Here is an 11,926-nt window from a genome sequence, read left to right as displayed (position 1 = left end):
GTCGGCGCGGTGACCGCCCTGCTGGCCGCGGCCCTGGCCTGGCAGACCCTGGGCCCCACGGAGACCGACGACCCCCGCGACCCCGCCGCGACCCGGACGGCGGCCACCCCACCGGCCACCCCACCGGCCGCGAACGCCGGGGACCGGGCGCCGAAGACCTCCCCCGCCCCGAAGACCTCCCCCTCGCCCACCGCCCCGCATCCCGAGCCGCACCCCGTGGTCGTGCTCAGCGCGCAGCGCTCCCTCGACCTCGCGGACCCGGGCGAGCCGCTGGACGGGGCAACCGGCGAGATTCGCTTCGGCTGCGGACCGAACGGCTGCGCCCTGACGAGCGACCGGAGCGTGTTCAGCCAGCCGACCGACAAGACGGGCACCACCCTCCACGACTGCCGCGAGCGCTTCACCTACGAGAAGGCCCACCGCCTCCCGACGGTCGTCCTCGCCAACGGCAGCGAGATCTGCATCAAGAACCCCGCAGGGGACATCGCGGTGTTCGTGATCACCACGAAATCGACGGCGGTACCCGCGAGCGCGTTCCTGATGGGCGACATGACGGTCTGGCGGGGAGCGGCCCGGCCGGCGTGACCGCCGATGCCCCGCCACGTCCGTGATCAATCCGCCCGGCGCCCGCGCAGACGGTTCCAGAGGCCGGTTCGGTTCTCCGACGGGCGGGCGGGCCGGATGTCGAGTGACCAGTCGCCGTCCCCTTCGACGACCCCCAGGACCAGCGGACCTTCCGGCAGCGGACGTGCGTCCTCCGGTCGCCGGTCCGCCGCGCTCGCCAGCGTCTGCGGGTAGCTGGTGGGGGCGCCGGGACGCCGCGGCTTGTGGCCCTCGACGCGCAGCGATCCGCCCTGCGTCGAGTGCGCTCGGAGGACCAGCTCGCCCGCGGGCCCGGTGTGGAGCAGGACGTCGGCGCCCCTCCCGGTGGCCCCGTCGCCGAGCGCGCGGGCCGCGCCGAGGGGCCGGACCACGACGACCCACTCGTCCCGGCTGTCGCACTGGACGCGGAACCGCAGGGGGTACAGGGTGTCGCACCACATCACCCACCGGCCGAACCGGTGGGGCGGGAAGCCTCCTCCGAAGTGGACGGCGTCCCTGCCGTTCCAGTCGAGGGAGTCCAGCAGGAAGAGGCCCGGGCCCGTCCGGACGACGTCGACCAGGACGTAACCGGGCGGAGGCGTCTCGTCCATGGCGAGCGCGGCGGCGCCCCGGCCGGCGTACGCGATGTCGTCGAACTGCCCGCCGAGCATTCCGGCGGCTGTGGCCGTCGCGGCGGACGGGGCGGGCGAGGGGGCGACCAGCCCGGCCCACCATCCGCCGTCCGCGAGGCCGATCCTTCGCGGCGGCAGCGCGGGGATCTCTTCCCGGGCCACGGCTCCGGAGACGGAGTCCGTGCCCGTCCCCGACGACTTGCCGACGACTCCGTGCGGGATCTCGGACGGTCCCGCCCCGCCCCACCCCGGCTGCCCGGGGCCAGGCAGGTCCTCCCCCTTGCTGATCTCTGTCACGGCGCCATGCTGGCACGCGCTCCCCGCCCTGCACAGGGCTCGCTCCCGCCCGAGCCGCCGCGGGCGCCGGTCATCCGTGTTCGTGCCCCCCGGTCCGGCAGTCGCGGCACCGGCCCGGTTCCGGGGCGCGGAAGGCGCGGTTGCAGTCGTCGCAGTTCTGGAGCGGGACGACCGTGGGGGCGGGGCGTTGCCGGACGAGGTCCGCCGGGTCGGGGAGCGGGGGCGGCAGAAGGGCACGGAGGCGGTGGCGCAGGAGGCGCGCGGGGTGCGCGAGCGGCGCCGGGAGGTCCGTACTGAGGGCCCGGCGGATGGTGTCCGGGTCCGCGTCGCGCTCCAGCCAGGCGGCGACCTCCGGGACGAGGGCGGCGATGTCCGCCCCGGACAGGGTGAGGGCGGGGGTGTGGCGGCGGAGGTCCGCCAGGAGCAGGGCGGCGGTGCGGGCATGGGGGAGGGAGACCGGCCGGGCGCTGGGGGCGGGCGGCTTCGGCCCGGGTTCCGGTTTCCGGACCGGACGAAGGGCCGGAGGCAGGGGCGGGGGCGTCGCCGGGACGGGGCGTGGCGGGGCGTACGGGGCCGGGGGCAGCGGAGTCGTGGCGTGCGGCCGGTTGTGGGACTCCGTCCGGGTGCGTACGCGGCCGTCCCGCAGGCGTACGCGGATGCGGCGCAGATAGCCCGCCGCCTCCAACTCCCGCAGGGCGGCGGCGATCCGCATCTCGCTCTCCGGGAAGCGGGCGGTCAGGGTCTTGATGCCGACGCTCGCGCCCTCGGGCAGCGACTGGATGTGGACGGCGAGCCCGATCGCCAGGAGGGACAGCTCGCTGTGCTGCGCGAGGTGGTTGCCGATGACCGTGAAGCCGGACGTGTGGCGGGAGTTGACGTGGATGACACCGGAAGTCGGTGTGACGTCACCGGGAGAACCGGGCGGGGCGCACGGGGGCGCGATAACCTGCTGGGAAGTCATCGGGAAGGGCTCTTCTTCCTCGGTGGTCAGGCCCTGCCCGGGGTTCCGCCCGGTCGGGGCCGACTTGCGTCTGGGGTTGTCGCGGCGAGCATATGCCGGACAACCGGCCCCAAATCCAGCTCAGTTGCCATTTGTCACCCGCGCGAGTGATCAGCGTTCGTACGGGGTTCGGGTGGGGTGGGGTGGGGTTCTTTCCCGGAGGTTCTTTCAAGCGGGAGACGTCGTGACGCACCGGGTCGCGGCCGTCCGCGACGTACGGCTCCGGGTCGCGGAAACCCGCGACCCGGTGGGCCGTCGGGCAGAATGGACGGGGAACCGGGCGGGCGGGGACAAGGAGCGTTGTGGGCGGGCAGCATGCACATCTGGCCTCTACCGAGGCCGCCGTCACCGCTGTGCGGGAGGTCGCGCGGGAGTACGGCCTGGAGGTCGCCGTCACGGACGACATCGGGGCCGATCAGACCTCGCGGCGCGTTTCGGCGGGGGCGTTCACCGTGGTGGACGCGGACGGCTCGCTGCCGCACGAGGCGTTCATCGAGCTGGGCGGGGTGCCCGCCGTGACCGTGCAGGTGTTTCCGGAGGACGACGCCCGGATCACGGTGGACGGGGTGGTGTTCGACGACGTGCCCCGCGACTCGGTCCCGGCGTTCCTGCGGTCCGTGTACGGAGGGACGGCCCACGTGAAGAGGGGGCGGTTCCTCCTGTCGGGGGAGTGGCTCGTCGTGCCGTTGCCGGGGGACGAGACGTACAAGGAACTGGTGCCCCGTATGCAGCTCTCTCCCTGGCTGGCCCGCAACATCCGCAGTTGAGTTTTACGAGGGGGACGACACATGACCGCGTTCGACGTGATGGAGCGGCGGATCTGGGACGGGCAGGCGGAGAGCTTCGCCCGCACCGCCGCCCGGCTCTGCGCCCGCACCGTGCCCGCCCTGCTGGACGCCGCCGGTGTCACGGCCGGGACGCGCCTGCTCGACGTGGGGTGCGGCACCGGCAACGTGACCACGGCGGCCCTCGCGCGGGGCGCCGCCGTCCGGGCCGTGGACGCCGAGCCCGACATGGTCGCCGCGACCCGGCGGGCCGCGCCCGGGGCCGAGGTGCGCGCGGGAACCCTGCCCCGGCTGCCGTACGGCGACGCCGAGTTCGACGCGGTCGTGGGCAACTTCGTGCTCAACCACGTCGGCCGCCCCCTGGACGCCCTCGTCGAGATGCGGCGGGTCACCCGCCCCGGCGGCCGGATCGCCGTCACGGTGTGGCAGCTGCCCGGCACACCGGGGCAGACACTGGTCGGGCGGGCCGCCAAGGCCGCGGGGCTCACCCGGCCCGCCTGGCTGGCCACGGTGGACGAGGAACTCAACTTCCCCCGCACCCCGGACGGGCTGGCCGCGCTGCTCACGGCCGCCGGCCTCGCGGACGTGCGGGGAGGCACCCGCGCCTGGGACCACCACGTCGATCCGGAGGAGTGGTGGGCGGGCCCCGCCGCCGGGATCGGGGCGGTCGGCGGCATGGTCACCAGCGCCGGGCCGGAGGGCGTCGCGGCGGCCAAGCGGGAGTACGACGTGCTGTGCCGCGAGTTCCTCACGGACGACGGGCTGCTGGCGCTGCCGCACGCGGCGGTGCTGGTTCAGGGCAGCGTGTAGGCGACGCCCGGCTGCCACGGCGGCGGATGCGCGACGAGGCTCTCCAGCCGGGCCCCGGCGAGCAGGCAGTCCAGAGCCCAGCGGTTCGCCGAGTGGGCGATCAGCAGGACCCGGCCCCCGTCCCACGCGGCCGCCAGATCGCGCAGGAACGCGGCCGTCGCCTCGACCACGTCCCGGTAGCTCTGGCCGCCACCGGGCCAGGGCCGGTCGATGTGGCGGGTGCGCAGCGGACGCAGGACGGAGGTCGGGGCGCCGTTCAGATCCCCGTAGTCGCACTCGCGCAGGCGCGCGTCCTGGAGGAGCACCGGGGTCTCCGCCCCGGCGAAGGCGATGCGGGCCGTCTCCACGGCACGGGCCAGGTCCGAGGTGTAGACGGCGTCGAGGCCGGTGCCGCGCCGCCGGTCGCCCAGTTCGGCGGCCTGGCGGCGCCCGGTCTCCGAGAGCCGCCCCGGCAGCCACCCCGTGGCGACGCCGGCCTCGTTGTCGGTGGTCGTGGCGTGCGACTCGTACACGATCCGGACGGGCATGGCGGCTCCGGGGCGGGGGAAGGGAAGCGCGGGAGAAGGGAAGCGCGTCACGCGCCTCAGTTCTCGGTGACCGTGACCTTCTCGTCGTTCTTGAGCTGCTCGACCAGCTGCTTCACCTTCGCCTTGTCCCAGGCCAGGTTGTTGCCCACCGAGCCGGAGATCGGCATGTTCATCGAGGTGCCCTCGCCGCCCGTGACGCCCTTCATCGCGAAGAACATCTTGCCGAGCGACCACAGGGACATGTCCTTGTCCACGATCAGCGTGTCCAGGCCGGCGCCCATCGTCGGGTACAGCTTGAACGGGTTGATGATCGTGGAGAACGTCGCCGTCTGGCTGGCCAGCGCCGCGAGGAACTTCTGCTGGTTCTTCGTGCGGTCCAGGTCCGAGGAGAAGGCGTGGCGGGTACGGACGAAGGCCAGGGCCTCCTGGCCGTTGAGCGTCTGCTTGCCGGCCTGGAAGTCGGCGCCCGAGTACTTGTCCTTGAACGCCTTCGGGATGTCCAGCTCCACCCCGCCGATCGCGTCCACGATCTTGGCGAAGCCGCCGAAGCCGATCTCGACGTAGTGGTCGATGCGCAGGCCGGTGTTGAACTCGACGGTCCGCACCAGCAGCTCGGGCCCGTCCGTCGCGTACGCGGCGTTCAGCTTCGTCGTACGGCCGGTGGCCGGGTACTTCTTGCCGGACTCCGAGCCGATGAACGACGGGATCTCGACGTTGGAGTCACGCGGCAGCGAGATCAGCGTGGGGCCGTTGTCGCCGGTGTGCAGGATCATCATCGAGTCGGTCCGCTTGCCCTCGGCCGACCCCGTGTGGAGGCGCTTCTTGTCCTCGGAGGTCATGCCCTCGCGGCTGTCCGAGCCCACGATCAGGTAGTTCGTGCCCTTGCCCGACTCCGGCCGCTCGATGACCTTCGACAGGTCCACCGCCCGGTTCAGCTTCGAGTCGGCCCAGAAGTACGTCCCGACGGACACCGCGAGCAGCGCCACGACCAGGACCAGCGCGCCGATCCTGATGCGGCGGCCCCAGTTCGGCGCCGGCCGCGGACGGCCCTGGACCTGACCCCGGTCACCGCCGCCGGAGCCCGCGCCTCGGCCGCCGCCCGGCGCCCCGTAGACCTGGCCCGTGTTGTAACCGCTGTCGTAGCCCTCGCCGTACTGCGGCTGCCCGGCGTCGTAGCCGGAGGGCTGCTGAGGCACCGGACGCTGCCGAGGCGGCGCGGGGCGCTGCCTCGGCGGGGCCGGGTGGCGCTGGACGTGCGGCATCGAGCGCGCGCTCTCGGGGCGCTCGCTCGCGCTTCCCTGTCCGTAGCGGTTGCCGCCGCGGTTCTCATCGGTCCAGCCCTCGGGCCAATCGTTCATACGGACCAGTGTGCAGGTCGTGGCCGTCCCTCTTACAGGGAGTACGGAAAATCGCATCACGGCTGTAGCGAAGCTGATGCATTGCGACGCATTCCGGGCCCCCGCATAAGGTGGACGGTATGACAGATCAGGCTCCGCGCCCGGAGAGCGACATTCCGGCCAAGCCCACCTCGGCCTCCCGCACCACCCTCAGCCACATCATGACCGGCAGCGACACCAACCTCCTGGGTACGGTGCACGGCGGCGTGATCATGAAACTGGTGGACGACGCGGCGGGCGCTGTCGCCGGTCGGCACTCCGGCGGGCCCGCGGTCACGGCCTCGATGGACGAGATGGTCTTCCTGGAGCCGGTCCGCGTCGGCGACCTCGTCCACGTACGCGCCCAGGTCAACTGGACCGGCCGGTCCTCCATGGAGGTCGGCGTACGGGTCATGGCCGAGCGCTGGAACGAGTCGACGCCGGCCACCCAGGTCGGCAGCGCGTACCTGGTGTTCGCGGCGGTCGACGCGGACGGCCGGCCCCGGCCCGTACCGCAGGTCGTCCCCGAGACGGAGCGCGACAAGCGGCGCTACCAGGAGGCGCAGATCCGCCGCACCCACCGGCTCGCCCGGCGCCGCGCGATCAAGGAGCTGCGCGAGAAGCGGCTCGCGGAGGGCATCGAGGACTGAGGGCCTGAGAGCCTGAGGGCCGCCCCGCCTCCCGCTCCCGGCCCCCGCCACCCGCTCCCGCCACCCCCTACGGGCACACCACCTCGTCCCCCTTCACCGCCCCGAACCTTCCCCCGGCCGGTTCCTCCGCGCGGACCCGGCGCACCGTGTGGGCGTCCTCGCCCGCCGTCACCCGCATCGTCGCCCCCTGTCCCGCGACCGCCCGCAGCTCCGCCCCCGGCAGCGCCGCCGCCAGGGTCTTCGCGGACCGGTCCCAGCGCGGGTCGTACGTCACCAGGGTCCGCTTCAGGTCGTGGCGCGGGGCGGTGAGCGGGGCGCGGGTGGTGTCGAAGCCGGTGGCGTGCAGCGCGGCGTCCAGGGTGGAGCCGAGGCCGTTTTGCGCGGTGCCGTTGTAGACCTGGACCCGAATCCGCTCCGGCGGGACGTCCACCTTCTCCACCGGGGTCTTCTCGGCGGGCCGGGCGGTGGTCAGGGGTTTGTCCTCGCGCAGCGCGGTGAAGAGCTGCTTCGACTTCGCCGGGTTCCACTTGACCGTGGAGCCGATCCCCTTGACCTGGTACGCGACATCGCCCATCGGCACCGAGGCGAACTCGGAGGACGCGGGGGAGAAGCCGCGCAGCGCCCGGCCGAGGGAGAGCATCCGCTCCGTGTCCAGGCCCCGGTCGGCCCGGACCGATCTCAGCGTCGTCGAGACGACCTCGCGGAACTTCACCGGGTTCAGCAGCACCCCGCTGCTCGTCGCCCGCTCGATCAGCGCGGCCATGAACTTCTGCTGGCGCTGCATGCGGCCCAGGTCGGCGTCGCCGCCGATGTGCCGGGAGCGTACGTACTGCAGGGCCCGGCCGCCGTCGAGCGTGTGGGTGCCGGGGGCGAGGTCCAGGCCCGTGTAGGAGTCCTTCAGCGGGCGGGCGGTGCAGATCTCCACCCCGCCGAGGGCGTCGACCGTGGTCATGAAGCTGGTGAAGTCGACCTCCAGATAGTGGTCGATCTTGACGCCGGTCATGTGCTCGACCGTCCGTACGGTGAGGCCGGGCCCGCCCTCCGCGTACGCCGCGTTCAGCTTCACCGGGTGCGCCGCGTGCTCCTTGCCGGTGGTGCGGTCGCGGTGGGCGGGGATCTCCGCGTAACTGTCGCGCGGCAGGCTGACGACGCTGGCGCGCTTCTCGTCGGCCGACAGGTGCACCAGCATGATCGTGTCCGTGCAGTGGCAGGGCTCGCCGCCCAGCCGGTACGTCCGCTTCTCGTCGGCGGTGAGCCTGTCGCGGCCGTCGGTGCCGACGAGCAGCAGGTTCGTGCCGAGCCCGCCGGCGGGACGGTTCTTCATGTCCTTGAACGGGTCGACGCGGTCGATCCCGCTCTCCAGGTTCGTCACCACCGCGTGCCCGATCCCGCCCGCCCCGAGCACGAGGACCGAGAGTCCGGTCGCCACCCGCGTCCCCCACTGCGGACGCCTGCCCCGCCGGCGCCCCCGCCGGGGCCGAGGGGGCGCGGTCCGGGGCCGGACGGGACGGGGGGAGCGGTGCGGCGTGGGCACGGGGGACACCTCCGCGGTGCGAGGGAACCGTTAGCACAGTAGGCCCATACGATCCTCATCCCGGTAGGCCACCCGGCGGCGCGCACCGCTGTCCCCCGTTCGCGGTAACGCGCCCCCTACGGCGTGCGGTACGGCCAGTAGACGTCCATGCAGTCGTCCTTCTTGGCGCTGTTGACCGCCTCGGTGCCCTCCAGCGGGTCGCTGTCGTCGTCGGGGATCTTCGGCGCCTGCGCGCCCGTACGCCAGTCGGAGCCGACGGTCACCGTCAGCCCGGCCCCGTCCGGGGTGTCCTTGACCGCGCTCGTCGGCAGCCCCAGCGCCTTGGCGACGGACAGCGCGTCCGACTTGCCCTGCGCCCCGGCGCTGCGCGGGTACGTCACCTCGGTCGTCAGCGCGGAACCGGGCTCCGTGGTGGTGTCCGCCTCGGTGAAGCCCTTGGCCTTCAGCAGGTCGCGTACGGCGGCGGCGCGGCCCGGGGCGGGCGGCTGCCCGTCGGCGCCGGTGCCGTTGACGACGGTGATCCCGATGGACGCCGCAGGCCCGGCCTTCGGGCCCTGGGCGGCCTTCTTCTTCGCCTTGGCCCTGTCCTTCGGGTCCAGCGACTGGTCGTCGCGCAGCAGCGCCCACAGCTTGTCGGCGGCGCCCGGCTTCGGCAGCACGTGGGCGTCGGGGTTCTCGGGGTCGGGGATGCGGGGCATTGTCAGCATGTTCATCTTGTCCAGCGGCACGTCCTTCAACTGCATGCCGAGGTCGAACAGCTTCTTGACGGTGCCGATCTCCTCCGAGACCGTGAGCGACTCGACGGCGGTCTCGGCGAGGTTCATCAGCCTGCCCGTGTCCGTGAAGGCGTTCTGGCTCTTCAGCTCGCGCAGCACCGAGTTCAGGTACATGTGCTGGGCCTTGGACCGGCCGATGTCACTGCCGAAGGCGTGCCGGGTGCGCAGCCACTTCAGCGCCTCCTCGCCCTTGATCTTGTGCCGGCCCGCCTTCATCCGCAGGAACGAGCCGCCCGGCACCTTGGGCTTGGGCAGGTCGTAGACGTCCTGGTTCACACAGACCCAGGCCCCGCCCACCGCGTCCGCCATGTCCACCACGCCCGCGAAGTCGACCATCATCCAGTGGTCGATGTAGACGCCGGTGAGCTTCTCCCAGGTGTCCAGGGTGCAGCCGGCCCCGCCGCGCAGCGACACGTTGATGAGGTCGTTGGTCGCCGGGTACTTCTTGTGCGTGTCGGGGTTCTCGCAGGCGGGTATGTCCACGCGGGTGTCGCGGGGGATGCTCACGACCGAGGCGTTCTTCCGGTCGGCCGAGACGTGCAGCAGCATCTGCACATCGGCGAGCGGCTCCGCCCCGACGCTCTTCTTGGAGCCGCCGAGCTTGAGGTTCTCCGCGCTGTTGCGGTCGTCGGAGCCGATCAGCAGGAGGTTCAGCGGGGTCTGGCCGGCCGCGTTCGGGGCGGTCTTCTTCGCCCCGGAGTTGCCGGCGCTGCGCGCGCCCTTCTGCAGCTTGCTGTTGAGGTGCTGGTAGTAGAGGTAACCGGCCGCGCCGGTGCCGAGTATGAGGAAGGCGACCGAGAAGGCTATCCAGCGCAGCACACGGTGCTTCTTCTGTTTTCGGCGCCCCCCGCGCCGGGCGGCCCGGTGCCCGCCGGCCGTGCCGCGCTCCGCGTCACCGTCCGGGGAGGTGGTCGCCGTACCGCCGCCGTCCTCGTGGCGCTCCGCCGCGCGGGCGTGCGGGGTCCGCGGGCGCGTCCCCTCCCCAGGCGTGCTGCTCCGTCCCACCAGACCCCCCTGCTGTTCAGACTCGTATGGTGCGGCGGCGCCGCGTCACTTGGAGCAGCCCGCCGATTCGGCGCTGGACTTCGGAATGTCGATCTTCTTCGGCCCCGTGATCGACCTGCCGGCTTCCTTGAAGTCCGCGCCCAGGGTCAGCACCATCGGCTGAAGCTCCTCGGCGTCGGTGGTGCCCGGCTTCATCGCGGAACCGGGCAGCCCCATCATCTCGGCGAGGGCGCGGGCCTGGTCCGCCTGGTTCGGGGCGTACTCCAGCGTCGTCTTGGCGATCTTCTTCGGTGCGTTGGCCTTGTTCGTGGACTTCAGGACGCCCTTGGTGTTCTGCAGCCAGGTGACCGTCTGCTGGGCGCCGCCGGCGACCTCGCCGCCGTTGTACACATCGACCCGGACGTCGGCGGGCGCCGCCTTGGTTCCCTTGAGGAGCGCGTCCTGCTTGCTCTTCGCCTTCTTCTTCTGCGCGGCCACCTCGGTCAGCGAGGTGTCCTCGCGCAGCATCTGGAACAGCTCGTCCGCCTTGGTCGGGTGGGCGACGACCGTGACGGGCGTGGGCTCGTCCGGGTTGTCTATCACCGGCATCGTGACGAACGTGATGTTCTTCGTGTCCGTCTTGGTGATCTCCTTGGCGAGCGTGCTGAGCTTCTTCACGTCACCGATGGCCTTGTCGACCGTCAGGGCCTTGGTGGCCGCGTCGGCCAGCTTGAACAGCTTGGTGGGGCTGGTCAGCGTGTCGTCCGACTTGGCCTGGCGGATCATCGAGCCGATGAACTGCTGCTGCCCCTTGATCCGGTCCAGGTCGCTCTCGTTGGCGTAGGCGTGCCGGGTGCGTACGTACGCGAGCGCGTCCTCGCCCATGACCGTGTTCTCACCGGCGGGCAGCTTGAGGTGGGACTTGGGGTCGTTCACGGCGTGGTCGAGGCAGATCTTGACCCCGCCGACCGCCGTGGAGAGCGTCTTCACCGCGTTGAAGTCGACCATCATGAAGTGGTCCACCTCGACGCCGGTCAGCTCCTTGACCGTCTTCATCGTGCAGCCGGGGTCGCGGCCTGCCTCGCCGAGGCTCCGGTTGAACCGGACGTGCTGGAGGCCCGGAATGGTCTTGACCGAGCCGTCCTCCTGCTTGGAGGTGCACTCGGGGATGTCGGTGATGAGGTCGCGCGGGATGCTCATCGCCGTGGCGTTGCTGCGGTCCTCGGAGACGTGGAAGAGGATGTTCGTGTCCGCGTGGCCGACGCTGTTCTTGTCGCCGTAGCCGCTGTTGCCCTTACCGGTCCGCTTGTCGGTACCGATGATCAATATGTTGATCGGGGCGTTGGCGGTGATGACGTCCTTGTTGCCGGCGTCGCCGATGTCGACCGTGTTGATGTTGCCGTTGAGCCGCTGGTACAGCCAGTAGCCGCCGGCCGAGACGCCGACGAGCACGAAGGCCATCACGCCGCCCGTCCACAGCAGCGCCTTCTTGCCGCGCGACTTCGGGGCCTTGCGCTTGCGGCGGCCGTGACCGGTGTCGCCGGCCGCGGGGTGCTGCGGGCCGCGCGGGCCATTCGCCGAACGTCGCCCGCCCTGGCGCGGCACTTCGGCGCTGCGGCGGGGGGTGCCTTCGGAGGCGTTTTCCGACGGGCTTTGCGAAGGGTTGCGCCGGCGAGGGGAATCGGACGGGCCGCGCTGCGCCGGGGGAACCGTGGACCGGGTTGTATTCCCTCCGGAATGGTTCAGTCGCAGTTCGTAATCACCGGTGGCCGGGTTGAGAACCCACTGGTCTGCGGGATCATCCATGTCTTCCGCCCGCCCACGGCTCTGCGCATCCACGGTTGCTCGAATCCTCCGTCGGTGCCACGCGAGGCGCCTCCCCCGAAAAGGCGCTCAGTTTCTCTGTCCAGAAGTGCGCGGCCGAACGGCCGGAAGCACCGGATCGCGTCACGATATCCGTCTCTTCCGGCGTC

10 protein-coding genes and 1 pseudogene are annotated in these 11,926 nt (G+C 72.0%); 4 read left to right on the top strand and 7 right to left on the bottom strand.

Annotation, left to right across the window (positions count from 1 at the left end; genetic code table 11):
- Positions 1–585, top strand: a pseudogene (locus MHW47_RS11040) (serine/threonine protein kinase); the annotation flags it as partial.
- 26 nt (positions 586–611) lie between these two features.
- Here MHW47_RS11040 and MHW47_RS11035 read toward each other — a convergent pair.
- Together MHW47_RS11035 and MHW47_RS11030 are read right to left on the bottom strand one after the other, a co-directional pair.
- Positions 612–1,511 carry a hypothetical protein gene (locus MHW47_RS11035; protein ID WP_239222501.1) on the bottom strand — a complete coding sequence of 300 codons (900 nt, stop codon included), beginning with the start codon at positions 1,509–1,511 and terminating at the stop codon, positions 612–614.
- A gap of 70 nt (positions 1,512–1,581) precedes the next feature.
- Entirely contained in the window at positions 1,582–2,472 is an 891-nt protein-coding gene (locus MHW47_RS11030) for a helix-turn-helix domain-containing protein (protein ID WP_239222500.1), read from the bottom strand.
- A 341-nt stretch (positions 2,473–2,813) separates the two neighbouring features.
- Here MHW47_RS11030 and MHW47_RS11025 point away from each other — a divergent pair, with 341 nt between their 5' ends.
- On the top strand, positions 2,814–3,278 hold the full coding sequence (locus tag MHW47_RS11025; RefSeq protein ID WP_239222499.1) for a hypothetical protein: 465 nt from the start codon (positions 2,814–2,816) through the stop codon (positions 3,276–3,278).
- Positions 3,279–3,299: 21 nt separating this feature from the next.
- Positions 3,300–4,106 (top strand): class I SAM-dependent methyltransferase, encoded by an 807-nt coding sequence (locus tag MHW47_RS11020; RefSeq protein ID WP_239222498.1) that lies wholly within the window; start codon positions 3,300–3,302, stop codon positions 4,104–4,106.
- Here MHW47_RS11020 and MHW47_RS11015 read toward each other — a convergent pair.
- Positions 4,091–4,633, bottom strand: a complete 543-nt coding sequence (locus MHW47_RS11015; RefSeq protein ID WP_239222497.1) for a histidine phosphatase family protein — start codon at positions 4,631–4,633, stop codon at positions 4,091–4,093. The two genes, MHW47_RS11020 and MHW47_RS11015, sit on opposite strands and share 16 nt — an antisense overlap.
- 56 nt (positions 4,634–4,689) lie before the next feature.
- Positions 4,690–5,991 (bottom strand): LCP family protein, encoded by a 1,302-nt coding sequence (locus tag MHW47_RS11010; RefSeq protein WP_239222496.1) that lies wholly within the window; start codon positions 5,989–5,991, stop codon positions 4,690–4,692.
- Between the two features lie 119 nt (positions 5,992–6,110).
- On the opposite strand from MHW47_RS11010, the gene MHW47_RS11005 reads away from it, so the two are divergent.
- Positions 6,111–6,659: an acyl-CoA thioesterase gene (locus tag MHW47_RS11005; protein ID WP_239222495.1), complete on the top strand. Its 549-nt coding sequence runs from the start codon at positions 6,111–6,113 to the stop codon at positions 6,657–6,659.
- 67 nt (positions 6,660–6,726) lie between these two features.
- Here the strand turns inward: MHW47_RS11005 and MHW47_RS11000 are convergent, their stop codons facing one another.
- The 3 genes from MHW47_RS11000 to MHW47_RS10990 form a co-directional block, all read right to left on the bottom strand.
- Positions 6,727–8,088 (bottom strand): LCP family protein, encoded by a 1,362-nt coding sequence (locus tag MHW47_RS11000; protein WP_239222494.1) that lies wholly within the window; start codon positions 8,086–8,088, stop codon positions 6,727–6,729.
- 221 nt (positions 8,089–8,309) lie between these two features.
- Positions 8,310–9,974 carry an LCP family protein gene (locus MHW47_RS10995; RefSeq protein ID WP_239222493.1) on the bottom strand — a complete coding sequence of 555 codons (1,665 nt, stop codon included), beginning with the start codon at positions 9,972–9,974 and terminating at the stop codon, positions 8,310–8,312.
- 45 nt (positions 9,975–10,019) lie between these two features.
- A complete protein-coding gene (locus MHW47_RS10990; RefSeq protein ID WP_239222492.1) occupies positions 10,020–11,759 on the bottom strand; it encodes an LCP family protein in 1,740 nt (579 codons plus the stop codon).
- Between the last annotated feature and the right edge of the window lie 167 nt (positions 11,760–11,926).

It is taken from the genome of Streptomyces sp. OfavH-34-F (assembly GCF_022347745.1).
Lineage (GTDB): Bacteria > Actinomycetota > Actinomycetes > Streptomycetales > Streptomycetaceae > Streptomyces.
This window is presented reverse-complemented; position numbering and strand designations above follow the sequence as displayed.